Origin of the sequence: Streptomyces kaniharaensis (assembly GCF_009569385.1) — a bacterium.
Taxonomy (GTDB): Bacteria; Actinomycetota; Actinomycetes; order Streptomycetales; family Streptomycetaceae; genus Kitasatospora; species Kitasatospora kaniharaensis.
Genome location: NZ_WBOF01000001.1, coordinates 5,619,186 through 5,643,061 on the forward strand (window position 1 = coordinate 5,619,186; position 23,876 = coordinate 5,643,061).

The following is a 23,876-nucleotide window of genomic DNA, read 5'->3' on the forward strand; positions in this document are numbered from 1 at the left end:
CCGGGGTGCCATGGGGCACCCCGGCGTGAGGTCGAGGGCGAGGAGAGCGAAGGGACTAGGTTCAATTTGGTATGAGAAGGAAGTCCGTTCATGGCCTCGCCGGCGACAACGGTAGCAGTCAGGCGGGGATCAGGTCGCGCAGATTTTCCGGGGTGATGACCACGGACGCCGGGTGCAGGCCGTCCGGGCGTTCCAGGCCGATGTAGGTGACGGGGCCTGCCGGGAGCGCCCCGCCGTCCCACAGGGTGGCGGTGCCGCCCATCAGCTCGGTGAGGTAACGGACCGTGAGGTAGTCGCGCTCGACGATGCCGCGCAGCAGCGTCGCGACGGAGACCCGGTTGCCCTCGACCCGGTTGGAGGCCGGGTTGCCCTTGAGGTAGACGTGCAGCCACTTGGCGCGCCAGGTGCCGTCCGGCCCGCGCAGGAACGCCACGGGCAGGGCGACCCGGCCGGGCCCGCGCAGGTCGGACTTCATGCGGACGGTGCGCGGTTCGAAGGGGCGGCCCTGCTGTTCGGCGTCACGCAGCATGAAGCCGAAGAAGGACTCCTCGACCTCCTCGAAGCCCTCCCCGTCGAAGATGTTGACCTGCGGGACGATGAAGCTGCCGCGCGTGGCGCCCAGACGCAGGTTGATGAACTCCGAGGCGCCGTCAGGGGCTTCGGTGATGTCGCCGGAGTGCTCGCCTTCGAGCTGGGTGAGTTCGGTGTAGGACAGCCAGCAGATGGTCCGGTAGGAGTCGCTCAGGAGCAGCGCGGAGAGGTCGAAGTCGGTGGTGCAGCAGGCCTGCTTCCAGTAGACGAAGAAGCGGAGCAGTTCGCCGTCGACGCGGGAGAGGGAGCCGCGGGGGAGCACGCCGAGTCCGGCGGTGGTCGCGTTGCCGCTGAGGGGGAGGGCGACGTCGAGGATGTCGGGGTCGATCAGCAGCTGTCCGGGATCGGGGAGGCGGCGGCGTATCTCGGCGTCGAGGGCGTCGATCAGGCGCTTGCGTTCGGGCGCGGGCAGGGGCGGGCGGGTGTCGGGGGTGACCCAGGCGCGGCCGAGGCGGTTGGCGAAGACGCGGCGCCCGGCGGTCTCGTCCGTGGCCCGGTTGTGGAGGTGCTCGCGGACCGACAGCAGGACCCGGCCGGCGGCCTGCGGGGTGGCCCGCTCGGCGGCGGCCGTGACGGCGTCGCGCTCGTCCTGGGCGCGGCAGGCGCGCAGCAGGCGGTCCAGGGCGCGGAACAGCTTGCCCGGGGCGGCCGACAGCAGCCGTGCCGCCCCGATGACGTCCCCGGCGTGGAGGAGGTCCTCGACCTGGCCGTCGAAGGAGCGGACTTCCTTCTCGCCCCGGGCGACGGCGAACACGTCCGCGGCGTGCGGCCAGCGCGGGTACTCGTGCGGGTGGAGGCGCTCGCCGAGTCGCTTGAACGCCTCGCGGTGCGCGATGACGTCGGCCAGCTTGACGGGCGCCGCGGCGACGACCGCGTCCAGGCCGGCGAGCAGGGCGCGGCGCACCGGGCGGGAGAGGGAGCGGAATCGGGTCGGCTCCGCGAGGGTCACGTCGCCGTCCGACAGCGCGCAGGCCAGGCGCAGTACGTCGGTGACGGTGTCAAGGAGGAGGCTCGCACCGGCGTCGAGGCGTGCGAGGTTGACGAGGGCGCGGTTCTCCCGGACGGGGATCGCCTCGGGCTGGGGCCCGTCGACGCAGTGCCGGGCGATGACGCGGAGGTCGCGCAGGCCGTCCTCGCCCAGCGGGGTGGAGCTGCCCGCCAGGGCCAGGTACAGGGCGGTGATCTCGTCGTCGAGGGCGCCGCCCAGGTGCAGGACCGTCATGCGGTCCCCCGCGGCGGCGATCAGCTCGTCGTGGGCGGCGAGCATCTCGGCGTACGTGTGCTGGTAGTTGCCGTAGCCGGGGAGGGTCAGCAGGTCGACCACGCCGGTGCGCAGCTGGGCGAGCGTGCCCTCGCGCGTGGTGTCGTCGGCGAGCGCCCCGGCGATGCACCGCATCCAGAAGTCGAACGTGTCCGGGACGTTGGCGGGGAAGTCGATGAAGTAGGTGTTGTGCCCGACGTGGTCGCCGGCCATCTCGCGGACGGCGTCCAGCGTGCGCACGGCGGTGTCGACGACCGTCTCCTCGGCCAGCCCCGACAGGTGCTCCAGCAGGCCGGCCGAGAGCTTGAAGCCGACGGACATCAGCGCGGCGTCGAACTGCCGTGCTGCGACGCCTCCTTGCCCGGCGGGCCCGGAGGGGGCGGGGAGGCGGTGCGTCTGCCGGACGACCATGGGTTCGAGGCGCTGGGACATCCCCGCATGATCCCAGAACCGCTCAGGCCCACGCACTCGGGTTTCCACCAGCAGCCCCGGTCGCATTCCGGGCAGGTCGCTGCTGCGCGCGGCCGGGAGCGGTAGATCGGTACCTGGACCAGCAGGGTGTCGTCGTGATCCGAACGATCACTGTCCGGAGTTGAGTCGTGCTCGGCGGTCCCCAGCCCCCCTCATAACTGTCTGCTCAGCTCCGGCCGGACCGGTGTGGAACGGCGGGAGAGGCGGCCGGGCCACCACATGTGGCGGTCGAGGTCCATCGTGAGGGCGGTGACCAGCACCGACCGGACGATCAGGGTGTCGATGAGGACGCCGAGGGCGACGGCGAAGCCGATCTCGGCGAGGCCGACGACCGGGAGGGTGCCGAGGACGGCGAAGGTGCTGGCGAGGATCAGGCCGGCCGAGGTGATGACGCCGCCGGTGGCGGAGAGCCCGGCGATCGCGCCCTGATGGGTGCCGTGATGGGCGGACTCCTCGCGGACGCGGGTCATCAGGAAGATGTTGTAGTCGATGCCCAGCGCGACCAGGAAGACGAAGACGAACAGCGGGAACGCGTTGTCCTCGCCCTGGAAGTGGAAGGCGTTGGCGAAGAAGAACGCGCTGATGCCGAGCGCGGCCGCGTACGAGAGCACGACGGTGGCGATCAGGACGAGCGGTGCGGTGATCGCCCGCAGCAGGACCGCCAGGATGAGCAGGACGACGCCGAGGACGAGCGGGATGATCGCCCGGTTGTCGTTGCCGGCGGCGCGTCCGGCGTCGAGGATGACCGCGGTGTTGCCGCCGACCTTGGCGTCGGCGTCCGGGACGGCGTGGACGGCGGCGCGGACCCGGTCGACGGTGTCCTTGGCGGCCTGGGTGTCCGGCGGGTCGGCGAGGGTGGCCTGGAAGAGGGCCTGCCCGCCGTGCGTCACGGGGACGGACGTACCGGCGACCCCGGGCGTGGTCTGGGCGGCGGCCCGGACGGCGTCGGCGCCGCCGGCCGTCGAGATGACGGTGAGCGGGGCGCCCGTGCCGCCGGGGAAGTGCTGCTCCAGGACCTGCTGGCCGACGACCGAGTCGGGCTTGCCGGTGAAGGTGCCGGCCGTGCTGAGGCCGTTGGCGTCGAGCGACACCAGCCCGACGCAGCAGGCCGCGAGCGCCAGCGCCGTACCGACCCACACCTTGCGCGGGCGGCCGCCGATCCAGGCGCCGATGTGGGCCCAGCGGCCGGTCTTGGTCGGCTCGGGCGTGCCGTAGGCGGGCTTGACCGGCCAGAACACCCAGCGGCCCATGATCACCAGCAGGGCGGGCAGCAGGGTGAGCATGGCGGCGAGGGCCACCAGGACGCCGATCGCGCAGACCGGGCCGAGGCCGCTGGTGGAGTTCATCTCGGCGATCAGCAGGCAGAGCATCGACGCGACGACCGTCGCCGAGGAGGCGAGGATGGCCGGTCCGGCCCGGTGCAGGGCGAACGCCATCGCCTCGTGGCGGTCCGCGTGCCGGCGCAGCTCCTCCCGGTAGCGGGCGGTGAGCAGGAGGGCGTAGTCGGTGCCCGCGCCGAGGACGAGGACGATCAGGATCCCGGCGCTCTGCGCGTTGACGGTGAGACCGGCGTGTTTGGCGAGGAGGTAGATGACGGCCTGGGAGACGGTGAGTGCGCCGGCCGCGGAGATCAGCGGGAGCATCCAGAGCACCGGGCTGCGGTAGGTGAGCAGCAGCAGGATGATCACGACGCTGACGGTGGCGGCGAGCAGCGAGCTGTCGATGCCGGCGAAGGCCTTGGCCTGGTCGGCGCCGACCCCGGCGGGGCCGGCGACGTGGATGGTCATGCCCTGGCTGTTGGCGGCGGCGGTCTGCCGCAGGCTGTCCACGGCCGGCTTCAGGTCGTTCCAGCCGTTGGTGCCGATGTCGACCGGCACGATGGTCTGCATCGCCTGGCCGTCGGCGGAGACCACCGGGCCGATGACCCGCCCGAGGACGTGCGGGGCGGTGGCGAAGGCGGCGGCGTCGCGGGCGGCCTCCGCCTTGTCGGCGGGCGTGATGCCACCGGGGCGCTGGTAGACGACGACGGCCTGGGCGGTGTCCACCGGCTGGAAGGCGCGCTGCTCGGTGAGCACCACGGTGGACTCGGCGTTGCCGGGCAGCCAGCTGGACGCCTGGTTGTCCTCGGCGCCCATCAGCTTCCCGGCCAGCGGGCCGGTGACCATGAGCAGCACCAGCCAGAGCGCCAGCACCACCCACTTGCTGCGGCGTCCGCACGGCAGCGCGGCGAGTTTCCGGGTCGGAGTCATCGGGCATCCCCAGGAGCCGGAGGAAGTGACTCGTCCCAGCCTCCCACCGCCGTGCGGACCCGGCAGCCCGGGCGCGGCCTCAGGAGCGAACGGCGGCGCGCTCGCGCAGCTCCTTCAGTGCGGTGATGTCCATCGCGTGCCCGGTGCCGTGCCCGCCGTGCTTGCGGTCGGGGGTCTCGACGACCAGGGGGACGCCGGCTGTGGCCGGGTGTTCGAACAGCTCGCGGAAGGGCTCCGCGCCGATCATCCCGGCGCCGATGTTGGCGTGCCGGTCCTTGCGCGCGCCGACGACGTCCTCGGAGTCGTTGGCGTGGATCAGCCGGAGCCGGCCCGGACCGGCGGCGGCCACTAGGGCGTCCAGCGCCTCGGTGACGCCGCCCGGCGCGGCCAGGTCGTGGCCGGCCGCGAAGGCGTGGCAGGTGTCCAGGCAGACGCCGACCTTCGGATGCCCGTCGAGCGCGTCCACGTACTGGGCGAGCTCCTCCATCCGGGAGCAGAGTGAGCTGCCCTGACCGGCCGTCGGTTCCAGCAGCAGCCAGGGGGCGTCGTCGCCGAGCGCGTCGAGCTCGTCCAGCAACGGGCGGACGTCCGCCCGCACCTGCGTCATCGCCTCGGCGCGGCGGGAGCCGCCGCCGGGCGCGGTGCCGACGGCGGAGCCGGTGTGCAGCACCACGCCGAAGGCGCCGATGGCGTGCCCGCGCAGCAGCGAGTGGCGCAGCGAGACGGCGGAGCGCTCCCTGGTCGCCGGGTTGTCGGAGCCGAAGTTGATCAGGTACGGCGCGTGCACCCAGGCCGGGATGCCCTGCTCCGCGCAGGCGGCCCGGAACTCCTCGTCCTGGGCCGGGTTGCCCGGCGGAGTGGCCCAGCCGCGCGGGTTCGCCACGAACACCTGCACCGTCTCGGCGCCGACCCGCCGGGCGTACGCCAGACCGGTCCCGGCCAGCCCGCGGGCGGCCACCGGCACGTGGGCGCCGATGGGGTTGCGGGCGGTGCCGACGGTGCTGACGGTATCGACGGGCGGTACGAGTGCGGTGTTCACGGCCCCGAGCATGCCACGACCCCGGGATGCCGTGGTGGGCCGTCCGGAACGGGAGCGGCGGCACGCCCGGGAAACGGATCCTCTGTGCTCGATCGAGTGAATCCGGGGCGAGACCACCAGGCCTCACGCCACCCGGACCGGCACGATCCGTGACGACACCAGCGCCACGGAGGAGGAACCCAGTGACCACTGCCGAGCCCGTCGAGACGGTCGACCTGCGCGCCGAACACCTGGTCAACGACCCGTTCACGGCCTTCGCCGGGATCCGCGAGCGCAGCCCGCTGGCCCGCGGCACCATCCCCGGCGTCGAGCCGTTCTGGATCGCCACCCGCTACCAGGACGTCCGTACCGTCCTCGGTGACCCGCGCTTCGTCAACGACGTCGCCAGCGTGCCCGGCGGCGCGCCCGTGCACCGCACAGAGCAGGTCTGGCGGGCCCGCGGCATGCCCGCGGAGTGCGCCGCGTACCTGCGCGCGGGCGTCTTCGACGCGGACGGCGCTCGGCACCGGCGGATGCGCGGCCACGTGCACCCCTCCTTCACGGCCGGCGCGGTCGCCCGGCTGCGCCCCCGGATCGAGCGGCTCGCCGGGGAGCACGCCAGGGCGCTGCGCGACCACGCGGACCGGAGCGGTGTCGTCGACCTGATCGCGCACTTCGCCTACCCGCTGCCCGTCACCGTGATCTGCGAGCTGCTCGGCATCCCGGAGGCGGACCGTCCGCAGTGGCGCGCGTGGAGCTCCTACCTCGGCCGGGGCGCCGGGCCCGGCCTCGACGAGGCGCTGCGCGGCATGCTCGTCGGCGCCCACGGGCTGGTCGACCGCCGCCGCACCGAGCCGGGCGACGACCTGGTGTCCCAGCTGGCCGCCGCCGAGGGCGACACCCTCGACCGGGTCGAGATCGTCTCGCTGATCCTCAACCTGATCGTGGCCGGCCACGAGACCACCGCCACCCTGATCGGCAACGGCACGGCCGCGCTGCTCACCCACCCCGACCAGCTCGCCATGGTCCGCGCCGACCCCGGGCTGCTCCCGGCCGCCGTGGACGAGCTGATGCGCTGGTGCGGCCCCACCCTCGGCGCGCTGCCGCGCTACGCGACCGAGGACGTCACCCTCGGCGACACCCTGATCCGCAGGGGCGAGGCAGTGATGCCGATCCTCGCGGCGGCCAACTACGACCCGCGGGTATTCGCCGAGCCCGAGCGCCTCGACCTGTGCCGCGCCGCCGCGGCGCCGCACCCGGACGCCCACCTCGGCTTCGGCCACGGCGCCCACCGCTGCCTCGGCGCGGCGCTCGCGCACGAGGAGGCGGTGATCGCCTTCGGCACGCTGCTGCGGGCCTACCCTCAGCTCTCCCTCGCGGTCGGGCCCGAGGCCGTCGAGCGCGGGCCGAACCCGGCGGCCTGGCACCTCGCCGCCCTGCCCGTCCGCCTCGGCACGCCCGCGGGACACCTGGACTGACTGATCATCGGATCACCGGCGCGCCCGACCGCTCCCCGCGGCCGGGCGCGCCGCCGTATGGGGGCGGCACCCGCCACGCCGGGCGTACCACTCCCGGCCGACGATCCGTCAGTCCCGCAGCCCAGCCCTGGTGGCGGGTCCGCCCGGGCGCTCATAGCGTCGATTCGGCCGTACCCACAGGCCGTCAACGCCCGCACACACCGCGCACGAGGCGTGCCGAGCAAAGCGTGCCGAGCCCCTGCGCAGCCGAAAGACAGGTCACCACTCATGCCCACGCGACGGGTCCACCACCTCGCCGCGGCCACCGCCGCCGCGACCGCCCTGACCGCCACCCTCGCCACCCTGGCCACCACGACCCCGGCCCACGCGGCCGCGAGCACGATGCACCTCGTCCTCCCGGGCGAATCGATCCAGCAGGCCGTCGACGCCGCCCGACCCGGCGACACCGTCCAACTGCTCCCCGGCACCTACCGCGGCAGCGTCCGCATCACCACCGCCGGCCTCACCCTGCGCGGCGCCGGCCGGGCGAGCGAGATCGTCCCCGGGGCCGCGACCGCGAACGCCTGTGCCGCCGCCGGGCACGGCGTCTGCGTCGTCGGCACCGAGGCCGCCCCGCTGCCCGATGTCACGATCGAGGCCCTCGCCGTCACCGGATTCCGCAAGAACGGCATCGACGCCAGCGGCACCACCGGCCTGGCCGTGCGTGCCACCTACGTCCACGACAACGGCCAGCAGGGCATCAGCCAGGAGATGTCCACCCGGGCGGCCATCGTCGGGAACGAGTCCACCCGCAACGGCCAGTCCGGCGTCTTCCTCGCCAACTACGCCAACCGCGAGGGCGGCGCTCACGACACCGAGGGCACGGTCGTGTGGGGGAACCTGCTCACCGAGAACCGGGTCGGCGTCACCGTCCGCCGGCTGCGCGTGCTGAGCGTCGACGGCAACGAGATGCGCGGCAACTGCGGCGGCGTCTTCGTCGTCGGCGACGAGGGCGTGCCGCGCGCCGGCGACCTCGACATCCGCCTCAACCAGGTCGTCGCCAACAACAAGTACTGCCCGGCCAACCCGCGCCTGGGTGCCATCCAGGGCGCCGGCATCGTCCTCACCGGCACCGAGGACGTCCGGGTCACCGACAACGACGTCCGCGACAACGTCGGCACCTCGGACTTCTCCGGCGGCATCGTCCTGTTCCGGAGCGTCGTCGGCGTCCCCAACACCCGGGACACCGTCACCGGCAACCACCTGAGCGGCAACGGCCCGGCCGACATCGCCGACCGCGACACCGGTACCGACAACGCCTTCGCCCGCAACGACTGCTCGGTCTCCGAGCCGTCCGGCCACTGCTGAACCCCGGCTGAACCGCCTCCACCGAGAAGGACGTCCATGACCACAGCACCTGCCACCAGCCCCCAGGCCGCGATGCGCCTGCGCGAGCTCGTCTTCGGCGCCGCCTGCGCCGCCGCCGTCCGGGCCGCCGCCCGGCTCGGCGTGGCCGACGCGCTCGGCGACACCCCGGCGAGCGTCACCGACCTCGCCGCCGCGCTCGACACCGAACCCCGGCCGCTGCGCCGCCTGCTGCGCGCGCTCACCTGCTACGGCATCTTCGCCGAGACCACCGACGACCGCTTCGAGCACACCGAGATGTCCCGCCTGCTGCGCGAGGACGCCCCCAACTCGCTGCGCTACATCTCCCTCTGGTGCACCGAGCCGTGGACCTGGGAGGCCTGGCCGAAGCTGGACGAGGCGGTGCGCTCGGGCCGCAACGTCTTCCCGGAGCTGTTCGGCAAGGAGTTCTTCGACTACCTGCACAGCGACGCGGGGGACTCGGCGAAGGTCTTCGACAAGGCGATGACCACCTCCAGCCGGCAGTCCGCCAAGGACTTCGCCGAGTACCTGGACCTCACCGGCGTCGACTCGGTGGTGGACATCGGCGGCGGCCAGGGGCACGTCCTGGCGAGCCTGCTGGAGAAGCACCCGGCGCTGCACGGCACTCTCCTCGACCTGCCGAAGGTGGTCGCCGGCGCCGACCAGCGGCTCCAGGACGGCGGCGAGTTCTCCGCCCGGGCCCGGCTGGTGTCCGGCGACTGCCGGGCGGACATCCCGGTCCGCGCCGACCTCTACATCATCAAGAACATCCTGGAGTGGGACGACGAGAGCACCCGCCGCACCCTCGCCAACGTCGTCGCCGCGGCTCGGCCCGGCGCGCGCGTCGTCGTCGTCGAGAACCTGGTCGACGACAGTCCGTCGATGCGCTTCACCACCGCGATGGACCTGATGCTGCTGCTCAACGTGGGCGGCGCCAAGCACTCCAGGGAGAGCCTGGTCCGGCTGATGGAGGAGGCGGGGCTGGACGTCGCCGACGTCCGCCCGGTCAACCCCTACCTGCACGCCTTCGAGGCCACCGTCCGCAGCTGAACGACCCGACCGGAACGAACGACCGCCGACCCCGACTCCCATGGGGCCGGCGGTCGTTCGCGAGGTGTCGTCAGCCGGGCGGCGCTCAGGCCTTCCGCGACGACTCCAGGTGCGCGAAGACCACAACGTTGTCCAGGTAGTCCCGCCGCTTCTTGTCGTACGTCCCGCCGCAGGTGATCAGCCGCAGCTGGGCGTCCGGGGTCTTCCCGTACACCTTCTGGTCGGGGAAGGCGTTCTTGGCGAAGGTCTCGACGGAGTCCACCGAGAACACCGCGACCGTGCCGTCCGCGCGGGTCACCTCGACCTTGTTGCCGGGGATCAGCAGGCTCAGCAGGAGGAACACCGCCGGGCCCTTGGTGGTGTCGATGTGCCCGGCCACCACCGCACTGCCGCGCTCGCCGGGGCTCACACCGTCCTTGTACCAGCCGACCAGGTTCTTGTCGTCCGGCGGCGGGGCGCCCAGCTGGCCCGCCGGGTCGAGCGTCAGCTCGGTGAACGGGGCGTCCACGGCGATCTGCGGGATCCGCAGCCGCGTCGGCTTCGACCGCTTCAGCGCCGGCGCCCCCGGCGCGGAGGCGGGCGCGGGGCCGGGCTTCGCGGCCGGTGCCGCGGCCGACGGGCCGGGGACGGCCGGTGCGGTCGCCGCCGGGGGAGCGGCGGGGCCGGGGGCCGGGCCGGTGCTCGGCCCGGTGTCCACCGAGTTGTAGATCAGCAGCAGGCCGACCGCCGTCGCGCCCATACCCACGCGCAGCAGCCGGGGCGTTCCGGAGACGGGACCGCCCATCGTTCACGTCCTCCGCTCGACCGGTTCCGCAACAGCCCGCCGCCCCCGCGCGCCCGCCGTGACGGGAAGGCGCCCAGGGGCGGCGGCGGGGATCAGACGGTGGCGCCGGCCGTCCGGCGGCCACGCCGCAGCGCGTACGCGCCGGCCCCGAGCCCGCCGAGCAGCAGCACCGCACCGGAGGCCAGGCCGCCGCCGGACAGCGCCAGGCCGCCGCCGCCGGTGTGCACGCCGCCGTGCGGGGCCTTGTGCTCCTCCTCCTTGGCCTCGGAGCCCTTGTGCTCCTCCTTGCCCTTCTGCTCCTCGGTGGACGCGGGGCCAGGGGCCTTCTTCTCGTCCCAGGTCTTCTGCCCGTCCGCGGCCGGGGCCTTGTCGGGCTGCTTCTCCTGCCAGGTGAGGTTCTTGCCCTGGTCGGAGGAGGATCCGTCGGCGAAGGCCAGGGGGGTGCCGACGGCCAGCGCGGCGGCGACGGCCGCCCCGGCGAGCAGCGTGCGTGCAGTAGGCATGAAGGTGATCCTTCCGGTGCGCGGACCCGCGATCGCCGGCACGGCGCCGGACAAGGGGACTCGCGAGGAGTGCGCCTGATCCACCGTCAACCACGGTGCCGCCGCCTGCCACCGGAGCGTGGCAGTGCCGGTACGGGCCGTGCGCCCTTCGAGTGGAGTCCCGGGTGTGTTCACCCGGGTGCCGCGGCGATCCGGGTGAATCCCGGTGGTTCCGGGTGATCGCGCTCAAGGGGCGGGGCGCGGACACACGCGGGCCCGCCCCCGGCGGGTGGCCGAGGGCGGGCCCGGGAGTGCGGACGAGTCGTGCGGTTCAGCGCTCCCAGCGGTAGAACTCGCGGGCCATCGCGTCCTTGGGCTCGCGCCAGGTGGCGGGGTCGTAGGCCTGGACGAAGGCTGCCAGGCGGTCGCTGACGGCCCGGAACTCGGGATGGCCGACGACCTTGGCGACGGCCGGGCCCGGCGGGCGGTCGGCCTCGATCAGGTGCAGGTAGACGTCGCCGAACTGGAAGAGGCTGCGGCCGGTGACGCCGATCAGGTGCGGCAGTTCGCCCCGGTCCGAGTCCGCGAACACCTCGGCGATGTCCGGGGCGCACTCCGGCTTCATCCGGGCGACGATCAGGGCGCGGTGCATGCCGGTCACCTCTCCTCGGCCCGCTTCTCGACCTTCTCGCGGATCAGCTGCATCTGGATCCGGGAGTTCTTGTTGATGTGGTTGACCATGCCCTCGTCGTCGACCGGCGCGGTGGGCTTCATCGCGAAGTCCTGGATCCAGCGCATCCTGGTACCGGCCGGGACCTCCGCGTACTCCCAGCGGATGTCCATGTACTCGAACGGGCCGGGCTCGACCCGGCGGGCGCGCACCGCGAGCGAGGTCTTGTCGGTGGTGCGCTCGGAGACCCAGCTCCACACCTTGCCGTTCTCGTCCGGGTGCATGGTGAGCCGGAACCGGACGCAGTCGCCGTCGCGCTCCAGCACGTCGACGGAGGCGTACTCGCTGAACAGGTCCGGCCAGTTCTCCAGGTCGTTGGTGATCTCCCAGACCAGGTCGAGCGGCGCGGCGATGACGATCTCGTTGTCGGTGTGTCCGGGCATGTCAGGCACCGGCCTTCGCGGCGAAGGAGGTGTTGACCAGCTCCAGGAACTCGGCGGGGGTCTTGGCGGACTCGGCGCCTGCGGTGACCTTCAGGCCGTGCCGGTTCTCCAGTTCGCCGACCACGCCGAGCAGGCCGAGCGAGTCGACCCCGAACTCGTCGAAGTGCGAGCCGGGGCGCTCCAGGTCGAGCGGGTCGACGGTGACACCGGCCCGGGCCTTGATCAGGGCGGCCAGTTCGGAGTAACTGAGGGTGATGCTCACAGGGTGTCCCTTCGGAACGGAAACGACGGGTGGATCAGGACCGCTCCCCGCGCCGCAGTACCAGCGCGGCGTTGGAGCCCATCAGCCCGCGGCTGAGCACCAGCGCGGTGCGCAGCTCGGCCGGTCGGGCGCGGCCGGTCACCAGGGCGAGGTCGTGGCACACCTCGGTGACGTTGGGGGTGGGCGGCAGCACGCCGTCCTCCATGGCCAGGACGGCGGCGGTGACGTCCAGCAGCGGGGCGCCGCAGTAGGCCCGGCCGGTGCCGGTCTTGGGCGCGGTGACCGGGACGCGTTCGGCGGCCGGGCCGAGGGCGTCGGCGAGGGCGAGCGCCTCAGCCCGGTCGGCGGCCGGGACGCCGAGCGCGTCCGCGAAGACCACGTCGATCTCCTCGGGCGCGATCCGGGCCTCGTCCAGGGCGATCCGGATGGCGGCGGCCAGCCCCTCGCGGGACTCCTCCCACCGGGAGGCCCCGGTGAAGGTGGCGCCGTGCCCGGCCAGGTGGGCGCGGACGGCGGCGCCGCGCCGCCGGGCCGCCTGCTCGTCCTCCAGCAGCAGCATGGCGCCGCCCTCGGCGGGGACGAAGCCGCAGGCCTGCGCGGTGAACGGCAGGTAGGCCCGGTCGGGCCGCTCGGCGAGGCTGAGCTCGGGGTAGCCGAGCTGGCAGACCATCGAGTACGGCGCGAGCGGGGCCTCGGCGGCGCCGGCCACCACCGCGTCGGTGCCGCGCTCGATCGAGCGGGCGGCGTGCGCGAGCGCGTCCAGTCCGCCGGCCTCGTCGCTGGCGACGACGGCACACGGGCCCTTGTAGCCGCCGCGGATCGAGATCTGGCCGGTGCTGGCCGCGTAGAACCAGGCGATCGACTGGTAGGGGCCGACGAACTGCGGTCCCTTGCCCCAGAGTTGCTGGAGCTCGCGCTGGCCGAACTCGCCGCCGCCGGAGCCGGCCGCGGTCACCACGCCGACGGCGAAGGGCTGTTCGGCGTCCGGGGAGAACCCGGCGTCCGTCACGGCCAGGTCGGCGGCGGCCATCGCGTAGTGGGTGAAGCGGTCGGTCTGCACCAGGTAGCGGCTGTCGATCACGGCCTGCGGGTCGAAGTCCCGTACCTGGCCGGCGATGCGCAGCGGCAGCTCGGTGCAGCCCTCGCGGGATATCCGGTCGAGGACGCTCACGCCCTGCCTCGTGGCCTTCCAGAAGGCGTCGGCCCCGACGCCGTTCGGCGCCACCACGCCGAGGCCGGTGACCACCGCCCGGCGGCCCTGCTGACGTGACGTCATGGATCTCACCCCGTTCTGTTGAGCACGACGGCGGACTGGAATCCGCCGAATCCGCTGCCGACCGAGAGGATGTGGCTCAGCGGCAGCTCGCGCGCGGAGCGCGGCACGTAGTCGAGGTCGCACTCCGGGTCGGGAGTCTCGTAGTTGGCGGTCGGCGGCACGACGCCGTGGGCGAGCGCCAGGGTGCAGGCGACGAGCTCGATGGCGCCGATCGCGCCGAGCGAGTGCCCGACCATCGACTTGATCGAGCTCATCGGCGTCCGGTAGGCGTGCTCGCCGAGCGAGCGTTTGACGGCGGCGGTCTCGTGCCGGTCGTTCTGCTTGGTGCCCGAGCCGTGCGCGTTGACGTAGTCGACGTCGCTGCGGTCGACCCGGGCGTGGGCGAGCGCGTCGTCGATCGCCCGGGACATCTCCAGCCCCTCCTTGGTGAGGCCGGTCATGTGGTAGGCGTTGCCGAAGGTGGCGAAGCCGGCGATCTCGCCGTAGATCCGGGCGCCGCGGCGGCGGGCGTGCTCCAGTTCCTCCAGTACCAGGAGGGCTCCGCCCTCGCCGAGGACGAAGCCGTCCCGGTGGGCGTCGAACGGGCGTGAGGCGTGTTCCGGGTCGTCGTTGCGCTCGCTGGTGGCCTTGATGGCGTCGAAGCAGGCGACGGTGATCGGCGAGATCGGGGAGTCCGAGGCGCCGGCGACGCAGATGTCGGCGCGCCCCTCCTCGACGGCCTGGAAGCCGTAGCCGATCGCGTCGAGGCCGGAGGTGCAGCCGGTGGAGACGGTCTGCACCGGGCCGTGCGCGCCGATGCGTTCGGCGACCGCCGAGGCCAGCGTGCTGGGTGCGAAGGCCCGCTGCAGCTGCGGCTCGGCCCGGCGGTGGTCGACGTCCCAGCGCTCGCCGGCGGCGCTGACCAGGGCGTAGTCGTGCTCCAGCCGGGTGGTGCCGCCGACGGCGGTGCCGAGCGAGACGGCGATCCGCCACGGGTCCTCGGCGGCCAGGTCCAGGCCCGCGTCGGCGATCGCCTCGTCGGCCGCGACCATCGCGAACTGCACGTAGCGGTCGGCTCGTTGGACCTCCTCCGGGCCGAGTCCGTGGGCCGCCGGGTCGAAGTCGCACTCGGCGGCGATCCGGGAGCGGAACCCGGTGGGGTCGAAGAGCGTGATGCCCCGGGTGGCGGTGCGACCGGAGGTGAGGAGGTCCCAGAACGCCGGGACCCCGACCCCTCCGGGCGCGACCACACCGATCCCGGTGACGGCGACGCGCCGTGTCACGAGGCGACCTTGGCGTGTTCCGGCGGGCCGGAGGTCGCGGTCTCCTCGGTGTCGACGTGGCCGAGTTCGGGGCGCGGGGCGAGCGGGCCGAGGTGGAAGACCATCCGGGCCTCGGTGTCGCCGACGTTGCGGAAGCGGTGGCGCATGTTGATCGGGATCATCACGCCCTGGTTGGGCTTGATGGGGCGGGTGACCCCGTCCAGGTCCACCTCCAGGTCGCCGCACACGACGAACACGAACTCCTCGGAGTACGGGTGGTAGTGCTCGCCGATCCGCTCGCCCGGCTGGACGATCGCCAGGCCCATGAACCCGCTGGTGGCCCCGCAGCTGGTGGGGGTGAGCATGGCGCGCAGGTCGCCGCCGCGCCGGCGGTTCTCGGGCGCCTCGTCGACGTTCACGATCCGTGGGTACTGCGTGGACATGTTTCCTCCGAGTGAGTGGCGGACCGTCAGTTGTCCTGTGATGTACGGTCGGTGACCGGGTTCATGGACCGGGCGGCGAGGAACGCGGCGAGCCCGGCGGCGGTGCGCAGGTCGACCTCGGGGCGGAGGTCGAGCAGGCGGGCGAGGGCGGCGGCCTCCTGCTCGCCGGCCACGCCGAGGGCGGCGGCCGGGTCGGCTTCGGCGGGCACCCGCAGGTCCACCAGGCGGACGACCACGTCGTCCCGCTGGAACACGGTGCTCCCGGCGATCGGGCCGGTCGGATCGGCGGTGGCGAGGTTGTCGTACTCGGCCAGCAGCTCGGCGACGGCCTGCCCGCTGTCCCGGCGGACCGGGTAGAGCACGGCGTGCCGGTGCAGCCGGGCGGAGGAGGGGGTGCTGGCGATCGCCTGGTGCTTGGCGGGCAGCGCCGCCCTGGCGAAGAAGGCGCGCGCGGACTGCGGGTCGCCGAGCTGGCGGGCCTCCTCCAGGTACGGGTTGATCGCCTCCTCGACGGCGCGGACCTCGGGCTGCATCGCCACGTGGCGCAGCGCGTCGCCGAGGCTGCCGGTGACCTCGACGGCCCGGACCACCCGGTTGCCGTGCATGAACAGCGAGGTGCGGCGCAGCCGGGTGTGCTCGTCCACCTCGGCCTTGGGGGAGGTGTAGCCGGCCAGGATCCGGGCCACCTCGGGCTCGCTGCCGGGCTTGACGGTGAAGGTGAGGGCGTGCCGGACCACACCGTCCGGGCCGGGTTCGGCCTTCGGCGGGCCGGCCTGCCCGGAGGGCGTGGTGCGCGGCAGGCCGGGCGGCACCTCGGTCGGGGCCCGCGTGCCGGTGGCGCCGGCTGCGGAGGTCTCGCGGAGGATGGCGTAGCGCATCGAGCGGAAGTTGTCGCTCACGCAGCCGTGCATGGGCTTGACCATCTCGCGGTGGGCGGGGCTGTCGACCCACTCCAGGAACGTCTCCTGGTCCTCCCACTCGCTGGTGATCAGCCACTGCCGGGGGTCGTTGATCGACTGGCAGAGCTGGTCGCTGACATGGCCGGGGACCGCGGCCACCTGGTGCCGCAGCTTCTCGTAGACGTCGAGGAAGCGCTGCTGTGCGCCGTCCTGGATCTCCAGCATCAGCACCACCCGCAGGCGGGTGTCGGGCTCGGCGTGCTTGTTCGCCTGCGGTTCGGACAGAGTCGTCATGATCCACTTTCTGCTCTGGGCCGCACGCTGCGGGCTTTCCGGCCGCGTCCGGCGATGGCTCCCGGCCTGGGGAGGGCGGTGCGGTGACGGTCGGCCGGGCCGTCGGCGCCAGGCCTGAGGTCGATCGTGCGCGGCGCGTCCGGGGGTGCGCGAGATTTGCGGTCCATCCGGGCGAAGGGGCGGCACAACCGGTCCGGGGCGGGGGATGGAAGAGCGGGGCCGCCGTCGCTGCGGGCCCCGTCGAGGGCGGCGCCGATCCCAGTCGCCGCGCCGCGGAATCCCCGTACAGGGCGGAGCAATTGATGAATCCGAAGGTTGACGACCGGGTGCCGGTCCTGATCGTGGGTGGCTCGCTGGTCGGGCTGTCGGCCTCGCTGTTCCTCGGCCGACTGGGTGTCAGGCACCTGCTGGTCGAGAAGCACGCCGACACCTCGCACCACCCGCGTGGCCGAGGCAACAACGTCCGCACGATGGAGCTGTACCGGGTGGCCGGGATCGAGCCGGCGATCCGCGAGGCGGCCTCGGTGCTGGCCCCGAACCACGGCATCCTGCAGGCGCCCTCGCTGACCGGGGCCGAGCAGGAGTGGCTGTTCCGGGAGATCGACCCGGGCGGCCGGCTGTCCCGGTTCAGCCCCAGCTCCTGGTGCCTGTGCAGCCAGAACGACCTGGAGCCGGTGCTGCTGCGCGCGGCCCGCGAGCTGGGCGGGGACGTGCGGTTCAGCACCGAGCTGGTCTCCTTCGAGCAGGACGCCGAGGGCGTCACCTCACTGCTGCGCAGTCGGGAGACCGGCGAGGAGCGGCGGGTGCGCTCGCAGTACCTGGTGGCGGCGGACGGCCCGCGAAGCCCCGTCCGGGAGCGGCTGGGCATCGGCCAGAGCGGCCAGGGCGAGCTGTTCCACAACGTCAGCATCACGTTCCGGGCCAAGCGGCTGGCGGACGTGGTCGGCGACCGGCACTTCATCGCCTGCTACCTGACCAACCCGGAGGCGGACGGCGCGCTGCTGCCGGTGGACAACCAGGAGGAGTGGGTCTTCCACGCCCCCTGGCACCCCGAGCACGGCGAGCCGCTGGAGTCGTTCACCGACGAGCGGTGCGAGCGGCACATCCGCACCGCCGTCGGCATGCCGGAGCTGGACGTCGAGGTGACCGGCATGGCGCCCTGGCACGCGGCCGAACGGGTGGCCGACCGCTACGGCGCCGGGCGGGTCTTCCTCGCCGGGGACTCGGCGCACGAGATGTCGCCGACCGGCGCGTTCGGCTCCAACACCGGCATCCAGGACGCGCACAACCTGGCCTGGAAGCTGGCCGCCGTGCTGTGCGGCTGGGCCGGGCCGAGCCTGCTGGAGACGTACGGGCGCGAGCGCCGTCCGGTCGCGCAGGTGACGAGCGAGCGCGCCTCGGCCCGCTCGGCCGAGCACAGCCACCCGGGGTACGCGGTGGTGCCCGGCGCCGGCCGGCAGGCCGGGGTGCTGGCGGTGGCACTCGGCTACCGCTACCCGAAGGGCGCGGTGGTCGGGGCGGACCCGGCGGGCGCGGTGGTGCCCGAGCAGTTCGAGTCGGCCGGAGAGCCGGGCAGCCGGGCGCCGCACCAGTGGCTGCGGCGGGCGGGCGTGAAGCTGTCCACGCTGGACCTGTACGAGCAGGCGATGGTGCTGCTCACCGGCCCCGAGGGCGGCGCCTGGCTCACCGGCGCGCGGCGCGCGGCCGACCGGCTGGCCGTCCCGCTGGACGCCTACCGGGTCGGCGACGGCGCGGAGGACGACCTGGCGCCGGAGCCGGGCACGGACTTCGCCACGCTGCACGGCGTCGGCCCGGACGGCGCGGTGCTGGTCCGCCCCGACGGCTTCGTCGCTTGGCGGTCGGAGGGTGCGGTGGCGGATCCGGAGGCGGCGCTGTCGGCGGCGCTGCGCGAGGTGCTGAGCCTCTAGCGCACCGGGCCTCCGGCGCACTGGGCATTCAGCAGCTCTGGCGCACTGGGCATCCAGCGTCCGAGTATCTGGCGTCCGGGCATCCGGCGCCGAAAACGGGCGTGGGCCCGCCGACCGGCTAGCGGATCGGCGGGCCCACGCGCCCCTGTCAGGGGCAGGGGCGGTAGGACCGGGGGTCAGTGACCGCCGGCGTCGACGACCTGGACGTCCTCGACCTCGCGCTCGATGGCGTCGGACGGCAGGGCCACCTGGATCGCCCAGTAGTAGATGCCGAGGGCGAAGACCGCCACCAGGCCCATGTCCCACCACATCGGGATCATGCCGGTGCCGTCACCGAAGCCGCCCTGCCACGAGATCACGCCGAGGCCGATCAGGTAGACGGGCAGCCACTGCGCCGGACGCCAGTCCAGGCGCGGGGCGTTCGGCAGGCCCTTGCGGATCGCGTACGCGGCGTAGCTGCCGAGCAGGGCGTAGCCGAGCACGATCGCCATGCCCAGGCGGGACAGGGTGTGCCAACCGGACCAGTAGATGATCAGGCTGGAGACCACGAACGCGGCCGGGGAGATCACGCCGCCGAGGGGCAGCTTGTAGGAGCGCTCGCGCTCCGGCAGCCGGCGACGCAGGGCGCCGAAGGCCAGCGGGGCGCCGGCGTACATCAGGACGCTCGCGGAGGTGATGAAGCCGACCAGCTCCTGCCAGCTCGGGAAGGGCAGGAAGCAGATCACGCCGGTCACGAAGGACATGGCCAGGCCGAACCACGGCACACCGCGCTTGTCCAGGCGCTCGAAGAGCTGCGGCGCGTAGCCGTTCTTGCTCAGGCCGTAGGAGATGCGCGAGGTGGAGGTGGTGTAGATCAGGCCGGTGCCGCCGGGGGAGACGATGGCGTCGAAGTACAGCACGTAGGACAGCCAGCCGAGGCCGACCAGGGTGGCGAGACCGGCGAACGGGCCCTCGATGCCGGGGAAGTCGAGCTTGTCCCAGCCGTTGAGGAAGGAGCTGACCGGCAGCGCGCCGATGAAGGCGACCTGCAGCAGGACGTAGATCAGCGTGCCGATGGCGACCGAGCCGAGGACGGCGCGGGGGATGTCGCGCTTCGGGTTGCGGCTCTCACCGGAGATCTGGATGGCCTGCTCGAAGCCGAGCAGGGCGAAGATGATGCCGCTGGAGCTGATCGCGGCGAGCACGCCCTTGGCGCCGAACGGCGCGAAGCCGTGCGAGGTGAAGTTCGAGCCGTGGAAGTTGGTGATCGACAGCGCCAGGATCGTGAGCAGCGGCACGCCGATCTTGAGCCAGGTGGCGACCGAGTTGGTGGCCGCGAGGACCCGCACACCGAGGAAGTTGACCGCGACGAAGAGGCCCATCAGGAGCACCGCGACGATGAAGCCGCTGGTGGTGAGGGTGCCGTTCTCGTTGAGGAAGCTCTTGGCGAACTGCCAGTGACCGGCGTAGCCGATCATCGCCTCGACCTCGATCGGGGCGACGGTCGCGGCCTGGAGCCAGGAGAACCAACCGAACGACATGCCCGCGAGGCCACCGAAGGCGTAGTGCGGGTAACGCGCGGTGCCACCGGAGACGGGGAAGAGCCCACCGAGCTCGGCGTGCACCAGGGCGAGCAGCACGATGGCGACGGCGCCGATGCCCCAGGAGATGATCGCCGCGGGGCCTGCAGCGACGACGGCGTTCTTGGCGCCGAAGAGCCAGCCCGAACCGATGATCGAACCGACCGAGGCCCACATGAGGCCGATGAGGCCGACGTGGCGGCGGAGCGACTGCTGGCCGGGTGCCTGGGTGTCGGAGCCGGAGCTCGGCGGGGAGAGCTGGTTGAGGGATGCCATGCGAAATCTCTCTTGGTGTGTGGGGGCCCCGGCGAACGGAGCGCGGAGAGTTGCCACACAGTAGGCGTATTCATAGGCCTCTGCACAGATTCCGTTGCTGAATGTTTACCTACTTGCTCGAATATTCCTGCAGGTAGGGGGCTTTGTTGCAACGTGGCCATTACGTGACTGGCGAGTAGTTTCGGGATTTGAGCGCTGATTGAGCTTTCGCTGTGGATCAGGCATTCTTGAGTCCGGCCCCGGTTATAGACATGACGGACTCTGCATAGTGATACCGGCGCGGTGCGTGCAGCCGCCTGCTTCCGGGGTCGTTCGTCCGCCACGGAGCGTCCACGTGGCTGCTGACGTGATCACGATCAGCCCGAGCCGGGGGCCGGTTCACGACCGGCCTGGTCTGCCTGCTGCCGCTCGCGGCGGCGCAGGGCGTCCTGCCGACGGCACCACGGCCGCCGTCCTGGTCCTAGCTGGGCCCTGCTCGTACGAACGCGCGAGAGTCAGCCCTTGGTGGGGCTGACCGGGTAGTCCCAGTCGGGCCCGGGCTCCTCCCCGGAGGAGGCGCGCGGGACCTTCAGCAGGTGTTCGGCGATCTCCAGGGGGACGGCCACCAGCGGGACACCGGAGTCCAGGGGGATGCGGATCCGGTGGGCGGCCCCGAGGGCGGTCACCTCCACCGTGGCGGTCGTCTCGCCGGTGAGGCCGACGGCGTCGAGGCCGGCCGCGATGTCCGGGCGGCCGACGTCGGCCGGGTAGCCGGTCAGGGTGAAGAGGAGGTCGCCGAGGTCGTCGAGCAGGTCGGCGTAGACCAGCAGCGGCGGCTCCGGGGCGGTCCGCGGGAGCCGGGTCAGCGGTTCCGGGTCCGGCGCGGCCCAGCCGCCGCCCTCGTCGGCGAGGGCGGCGTACAGGTCGTCGCGAGTGGCGGTGGCGGCCAGGCGCAGGGTCGTCGTCGAGGAGCCGGGGCCGGACGTCGTGACCAGCACGAGTGGGGCGTCGTCCGGGGATTCGGCGGCGGGGAAGGCGATCCGTGTCAGCCGGCGGGCGCCGTCGGTGTTGGTCCGCTGGAGTGCGGCGGCCTCGCGCAGGAAGTACCCGCGCTGCAGCTGCTGTTGGTCCGACACCATGATCCGGCTCGCCTTCCCCTGGCTCCAGGTGGTCGGGATCGATTCTGTCGCCCGGACCCCGGCCGTGCCGGGGCGGCCGGTCAGGCGGCGTTGGCGGCGTTCTTGACCCAGTCCGGGCAGCGGTCGGCGACGCCCAGGCAGTACGCGGTGATGACGCCCTTGGCGTTGCCGTAGTTCACCGTCACGGTCACGTTGAGGAACTCGACGACCTTGCAGGTCCGCCACCAGAGCCACCCCGAGCAGCGTACGTGGAGCACCTTGGTCACGTAGTTCCAGCTGTCCGGTTCGGCCTGCTTCACCGGAAAGCCGGGCGCGGGGTACTTGGTGGTGGTCCGGACGGCGGCCACGTTGAGGTTGTGCTTCTGCTCGATCTTGGTCAGGCCCCAGGAGGCGTTGCCCCGGCGGAGGTTGACCGTGCGGTGGTCCTTGGAGGTCCAGCTGGCCACCAGGGCGTAGGCCGGGTCGCCGGCCTGGACGGTGGGCGCGGCGGCGGTCGGGGCCTCGACGTCCGGTGCCTCGACGTCCGGGGACTCGGGGTCGTCGGATGCCTCCGAGTCGTCCGGCGCGGTGCCCTGACCGTACGCCCGGAGGAGGTTCGCGTCGACGTGATGGTCGCGGGTCAGCTCGGCGACGGAGAGTTCCTGACCGTCGACCAGGCTCGTGTCACCGAACACCGCGAACGAGACCGCGGCGTCGTCGCCCCGGTCCGGTGCGGTGGTGGCGAGCGCCGAGGGCGCCGCCAGGATGAGGGCGGCCAGGGCGGCCGCCGTGCCCAGGGCCGGGCGCAGCGCGGAGCGAGACAAGTCCGATCACCTGTTCCTTGGACGAGGTTGGACGAGGATCCCGTGCGGCCGGTCCTCTGTACGGCCGGCGGGCGCCGGAGCGTGCCGCGGACCGGGACCGGCCGGCCGGACCCACGCGCACGCTACGCGCCGCCCGGCCGTACCCGCTACTGGATTTTCGCCCAACTCTCAACGGGAAAAGGGGAATTGGAGACTCCAACCGCTCACGGCACCGGCCGTAGCGTCGGCGGGCCCGGGGTGAGCGCACGCAGCACGAGGTCGATCCGGACGCGGGCGGCGCCCGCGCGCTGGAGCGCGGCGGCGATGGCGCGTAACTCCTCGGGGCCGGTGCAGGCGAGGCGGAGTTCCAGGTCGGCGTCGCCGGCCAGGGCGAGACCGCTGCGGATGGCCGGGTGCTCGGCCGCGAGGCGGTCGAAGTCGAGGGGGGCGGGCCCGAAGCTCACCCGGGCGAGCGCGTGCAGCGCCCGGGTCGGCTCGGGCCGTCCTGCCTCGGGCTCCTCGCCGCCGGGGACCAGGTGGAGGGCGGTCACCGGTGCTGGAGTTGTGCGGTCGGGGTCGGGGCCAGCGGGGTGGCGGCGACGGGCGGGGCCACCAGGCGCGGGTCCAGGACGAGGGCGTCGACGCCGAGCGGCGCGGTCAGCTCGCGCAGGGCGGGCTCGCCGAGTTCGACGTAGGCCTGGTCGGGCCCGAGCAGGGCGGTGAGTGCCTCGGGGGTGGTGAATCCGACGGCGCAGCGGCGGCCGTCGCGCAGGCGGAAGAGGCGGAGGGCGTCGGTGCTTCCGGAACCGCGGACGGACCGGTTGACGGTGACCGGAACGTGCCAGACGAAGCGGGCCATGCGGGTGCTCCCCAATGGGTGGTGGTGCCTGCCGGAAACTGCTTCCTCGAAGCTAGGCCGGGTCGGGCCCGCCGTCGCCGGTCCTGACGCAGCGTTGACCGAATGAGGTGGTGCCTTGACGCACTCCTGACGGGCGACTCACCCGATCGGACTACGCCACTCCCCATCACTCCCTAAACACCGCTTTCGAATGATAGTTTGCGTGATGATAGGGAAGTCGTGGGGGAAGGTTGCAGGTGCCTCAGTACTACTCGGTGGAACAGGTGGCCGAACTGCTCGGCCTGCACGTGCGCACCGTCCGCGGCTACATCCGCGACGGGCGCCTCGCCGCGACCAGGATCGGCAAGCAGTACCGGATCGCCCGCGCGGACCTGGAGGCCCTCACCGGCGCCCCGGTCGCGGCACCGGCCGCCGCGCGCCGGCGCGCCGAGGTGTCGTCCGTCGTGCGGATCGAGGAGATCGACCGGGCGGCGGTGGACCGGTTGACCACCACCGTCATGGCGGCGATCGCCGGCCCGCGCGACGGCGGGCGGCCGCTGCACGTCGAGGCGGTCCACGACGAGGAGCACCGGACCCTGCGGCTGATCGTCCTCGGCGATCCGGCCGACACCGCCGCGCTGCTCACCATCGTCCACACGCTGACCAGGGAGAACTGACATGCTCGACCGCTCGATGATCCTCCGGCTGCCCGCCGAGGGCGCCCCGATCCGCACGGAGCGGGACGCGACGGACGTGATCGGCGACGCCTTCGGCCATGGCGCGCCCTGGGTGGTCGTCCCCGCAGCCCGGCTGCACCCGGACTTCTTCGTCCTGAGCACCCGCGTCGCCGGTGGCATCGTCCAGAAGTTCGTCAACTACCGGGTTGGCCTCGTCGTCCTCGGGGACATCGCCGATCACGTGGCCGCGAGCAACGCCCTGCGTGACTTCGTCCGGGAGAGCAACCGCGGCAACCAGCTCTGGTTCCTGGCCGACGAGGCCGAGCTGGACGCCCGGTTCGCCACGGCCTGACCGGCGCCCGCGGCTCCTCCGCTTGCCTCCCGGCCGCCCGGGGACCACGGTGGAACCGACCGCCGCTGC

The 23,876-nt window shown here is 73.0% G+C and carries 23 protein-coding genes; 6 read left to right on the forward strand and 17 right to left on the reverse strand.

What is annotated here, in order from left to right:
- Positions 1-118: 118 nt before the first annotated feature.
- From F7Q99_RS25115 to F7Q99_RS25125, 3 genes are all read right to left on the reverse strand, one after another.
- Complete coding sequence (locus F7Q99_RS25115; protein WP_153464991.1) at positions 119-2,284, reverse strand: TerD family protein; 2,166 nt, start codon at positions 2,282-2,284, stop codon at positions 119-121.
- A gap of 191 nt (positions 2,285-2,475) precedes the next feature.
- Positions 2,476-4,572, reverse strand: coding sequence for an MMPL family transporter (locus F7Q99_RS25120; protein WP_153464993.1), 2,097 nt, complete (start codon positions 4,570-4,572; stop codon positions 2,476-2,478).
- Between the two features lie 79 nt (positions 4,573-4,651).
- A complete protein-coding gene (locus tag F7Q99_RS25125; RefSeq protein ID WP_326847095.1) occupies positions 4,652-5,611 on the reverse strand; it encodes a deoxyribonuclease IV in 960 nt (319 codons plus the stop codon).
- Positions 5,612-5,793: 182 nt separating this feature from the next.
- On the opposite strand from F7Q99_RS25125, the gene F7Q99_RS43255 reads away from it, so the two are divergent.
- The 3 genes from F7Q99_RS43255 (at position 5,794) to F7Q99_RS25140 (ending at position 9,483) form a co-directional block, all read left to right on the forward strand.
- A complete protein-coding gene (locus F7Q99_RS43255) occupies positions 5,794-7,068 on the forward strand; it encodes a cytochrome P450 family protein (protein WP_326847096.1) in 1,275 nt (424 codons plus the stop codon).
- A gap of 267 nt (positions 7,069-7,335) precedes the next feature.
- Positions 7,336-8,415, forward strand: a complete 1,080-nt coding sequence (locus F7Q99_RS25135; RefSeq protein ID WP_153464997.1) for a right-handed parallel beta-helix repeat-containing protein — start codon at positions 7,336-7,338, stop codon at positions 8,413-8,415.
- Between the two features lie 36 nt (positions 8,416-8,451).
- Positions 8,452-9,483, forward strand: a complete 1,032-nt coding sequence (locus F7Q99_RS25140) for a methyltransferase (RefSeq protein WP_153464999.1) — start codon at positions 8,452-8,454, stop codon at positions 9,481-9,483.
- 85 nt (positions 9,484-9,568) lie between these two features.
- Here F7Q99_RS25140 and F7Q99_RS25145 read toward each other — a convergent pair whose 3' ends face one another.
- The 9 genes from F7Q99_RS25145 to F7Q99_RS25185 all read right to left on the reverse strand — a co-directional run bounded on the left by F7Q99_RS25145 (position 9,569) and on the right by F7Q99_RS25185 (position 16,277).
- Complete coding sequence (locus F7Q99_RS25145; protein ID WP_153465001.1) at positions 9,569-10,267, reverse strand: class F sortase; 699 nt, start codon at positions 10,265-10,267, stop codon at positions 9,569-9,571.
- 92 nt (positions 10,268-10,359) lie between these two features.
- Positions 10,360-10,770 carry a hypothetical protein gene (locus F7Q99_RS25150; protein WP_153465003.1) on the reverse strand — a complete coding sequence of 137 codons (411 nt, stop codon included), beginning with the start codon at positions 10,768-10,770 and terminating at the stop codon, positions 10,360-10,362.
- Between the two features lie 310 nt (positions 10,771-11,080).
- Positions 11,081-11,401, reverse strand: coding sequence for a TcmI family type II polyketide cyclase (locus F7Q99_RS25155; protein ID WP_153465004.1), 321 nt, complete (start codon positions 11,399-11,401; stop codon positions 11,081-11,083).
- A 5-nt stretch (positions 11,402-11,406) separates the two neighbouring features.
- Positions 11,407-11,862, reverse strand: a complete 456-nt coding sequence (locus F7Q99_RS25160; protein WP_153465006.1) for an SRPBCC family protein — start codon at positions 11,860-11,862, stop codon at positions 11,407-11,409.
- 1 nt (position 11,863) lies between these two features.
- On the reverse strand, positions 11,864-12,124 hold the full coding sequence (locus F7Q99_RS25165; protein WP_326847097.1) for an acyl carrier protein: 261 nt from the start codon (positions 12,122-12,124) through the stop codon (positions 11,864-11,866).
- Between the two features lie 34 nt (positions 12,125-12,158).
- The gene (locus F7Q99_RS25170) at positions 12,159-13,400 is read right to left on the reverse strand and encodes a beta-ketoacyl synthase N-terminal-like domain-containing protein (protein WP_153465008.1); all 1,242 of its coding nucleotides are present in this window, start codon (positions 13,398-13,400) and stop codon (positions 12,159-12,161) included.
- Positions 13,401-13,405: 5 nt separating this feature from the next.
- On the reverse strand, positions 13,406-14,662 hold the full coding sequence (locus tag F7Q99_RS25175; RefSeq protein WP_326847098.1) for a beta-ketoacyl-[acyl-carrier-protein] synthase family protein: 1,257 nt from the start codon (positions 14,660-14,662) through the stop codon (positions 13,406-13,408).
- Positions 14,659-15,084, reverse strand: coding sequence for a cupin domain-containing protein (locus F7Q99_RS25180; RefSeq protein WP_153465010.1), 426 nt, complete (start codon positions 15,082-15,084; stop codon positions 14,659-14,661). Before F7Q99_RS25180 ends, F7Q99_RS25175 begins: the two co-directional genes overlap by 4 nt.
- 26 nt (positions 15,085-15,110) lie before the next feature.
- Positions 15,111-16,277: a SchA/CurD-like domain-containing protein gene (locus F7Q99_RS25185; RefSeq protein ID WP_153465012.1), complete on the reverse strand. Its 1,167-nt coding sequence runs from the start codon at positions 16,275-16,277 to the stop codon at positions 15,111-15,113.
- A 302-nt stretch (positions 16,278-16,579) separates the two neighbouring features.
- On the opposite strand from F7Q99_RS25185, the gene F7Q99_RS25190 reads away from it, so the two are divergent.
- Positions 16,580-18,205: an FAD-dependent oxidoreductase gene (locus F7Q99_RS25190; RefSeq protein WP_153465014.1), complete on the forward strand. Its 1,626-nt coding sequence runs from the start codon at positions 16,580-16,582 to the stop codon at positions 18,203-18,205.
- A 176-nt stretch (positions 18,206-18,381) separates the two neighbouring features.
- Here F7Q99_RS25190 and F7Q99_RS25195 read toward each other — a convergent pair whose 3' ends face one another.
- From F7Q99_RS25195 to F7Q99_RS25215, 5 genes are all read right to left on the reverse strand, one after another.
- A complete protein-coding gene (locus F7Q99_RS25195; RefSeq protein ID WP_153465015.1) occupies positions 18,382-20,040 on the reverse strand; it encodes an APC family permease in 1,659 nt (552 codons plus the stop codon).
- A gap of 494 nt (positions 20,041-20,534) precedes the next feature.
- Positions 20,535-21,158 (reverse strand): hypothetical protein, encoded by a 624-nt coding sequence (locus F7Q99_RS25200; RefSeq protein WP_153465017.1) that lies wholly within the window; start codon positions 21,156-21,158, stop codon positions 20,535-20,537.
- Between the two features lie 80 nt (positions 21,159-21,238).
- On the reverse strand, positions 21,239-21,961 hold the full coding sequence (locus F7Q99_RS25205) for a hypothetical protein (RefSeq protein ID WP_153465019.1): 723 nt from the start codon (positions 21,959-21,961) through the stop codon (positions 21,239-21,241).
- A 203-nt stretch (positions 21,962-22,164) separates the two neighbouring features.
- Positions 22,165-22,491: a hypothetical protein gene (locus F7Q99_RS25210; RefSeq protein ID WP_153465021.1), complete on the reverse strand. Its 327-nt coding sequence runs from the start codon at positions 22,489-22,491 to the stop codon at positions 22,165-22,167.
- The gene (locus F7Q99_RS25215) at positions 22,488-22,799 is read right to left on the reverse strand and encodes an SAV_915 family protein (protein WP_153465022.1); all 312 of its coding nucleotides are present in this window, start codon (positions 22,797-22,799) and stop codon (positions 22,488-22,490) included. The genes F7Q99_RS25210 and F7Q99_RS25215 overlap by 4 nt, the downstream gene beginning before the upstream one ends.
- A 236-nt stretch (positions 22,800-23,035) precedes the next feature.
- On the opposite strand from F7Q99_RS25215, the gene F7Q99_RS25220 reads away from it, so the two are divergent.
- On the forward strand, positions 23,036-23,455 hold the full coding sequence (locus tag F7Q99_RS25220; protein WP_326847099.1) for a helix-turn-helix domain-containing protein: 420 nt from the start codon (positions 23,036-23,038) through the stop codon (positions 23,453-23,455).
- Between the two features lies 1 nt (position 23,456).
- The gene (locus tag F7Q99_RS25225) at positions 23,457-23,807 is read left to right on the forward strand and encodes a DUF4180 domain-containing protein (protein ID WP_153465026.1); all 351 of its coding nucleotides are present in this window, start codon (positions 23,457-23,459) and stop codon (positions 23,805-23,807) included.
- The last annotated feature ends 69 nt before the right edge of the window (positions 23,808-23,876 follow it).

Coding starts and splice junctions, on each gene's coding strand:
- F7Q99_RS25115 (WP_153464991.1), bottom strand. CDS start 2,284: ATGTCCCAGCGCCTCGAACCCATGGTCGTCCGGCAGACGCACCGCCTC.
- F7Q99_RS25120 (WP_153464993.1), bottom strand. CDS start 4,572: ATGACTCCGACCCGGAAACTCGCCGCGCTGCCGTGCGGACGCCGCAGC.
- F7Q99_RS25135 (WP_153464997.1), top strand. CDS start 7,336: ATGCCCACGCGACGGGTCCACCACCTCGCCGCGGCCACCGCCGCCGCG.
- F7Q99_RS25140 (WP_153464999.1), top strand. CDS start 8,452: ATGACCACAGCACCTGCCACCAGCCCCCAGGCCGCGATGCGCCTGCGC.
- F7Q99_RS25145 (WP_153465001.1), bottom strand. CDS start 10,267: ATGGGCGGTCCCGTCTCCGGAACGCCCCGGCTGCTGCGCGTGGGTATG.
- F7Q99_RS25150 (WP_153465003.1), bottom strand. CDS start 10,770: ATGCCTACTGCACGCACGCTGCTCGCCGGGGCGGCCGTCGCCGCCGCG.
- F7Q99_RS25155 (WP_153465004.1), bottom strand. CDS start 11,401: ATGCACCGCGCCCTGATCGTCGCCCGGATGAAGCCGGAGTGCGCCCCG.
- F7Q99_RS25160 (WP_153465006.1), bottom strand. CDS start 11,862: ATGCCCGGACACACCGACAACGAGATCGTCATCGCCGCGCCGCTCGAC.
- F7Q99_RS25170 (WP_153465008.1), bottom strand. CDS start 13,400: ATGACGTCACGTCAGCAGGGCCGCCGGGCGGTGGTCACCGGCCTCGGC.
- F7Q99_RS25180 (WP_153465010.1), bottom strand. CDS start 15,084: ATGTCCACGCAGTACCCACGGATCGTGAACGTCGACGAGGCGCCCGAG.
- F7Q99_RS25185 (WP_153465012.1), bottom strand. CDS start 16,277: ATGACGACTCTGTCCGAACCGCAGGCGAACAAGCACGCCGAGCCCGAC.
- F7Q99_RS25190 (WP_153465014.1), top strand. CDS start 16,580: ATGAATCCGAAGGTTGACGACCGGGTGCCGGTCCTGATCGTGGGTGGC.
- F7Q99_RS25195 (WP_153465015.1), bottom strand. CDS start 20,040: ATGGCATCCCTCAACCAGCTCTCCCCGCCGAGCTCCGGCTCCGACACC.
- F7Q99_RS25200 (WP_153465017.1), bottom strand. CDS start 21,158: ATGGTGTCGGACCAACAGCAGCTGCAGCGCGGGTACTTCCTGCGCGAG.
- F7Q99_RS25215 (WP_153465022.1), bottom strand. CDS start 22,799: ATGGCCCGCTTCGTCTGGCACGTTCCGGTCACCGTCAACCGGTCCGTC.
- F7Q99_RS25225 (WP_153465026.1), top strand. CDS start 23,457: ATGCTCGACCGCTCGATGATCCTCCGGCTGCCCGCCGAGGGCGCCCCG.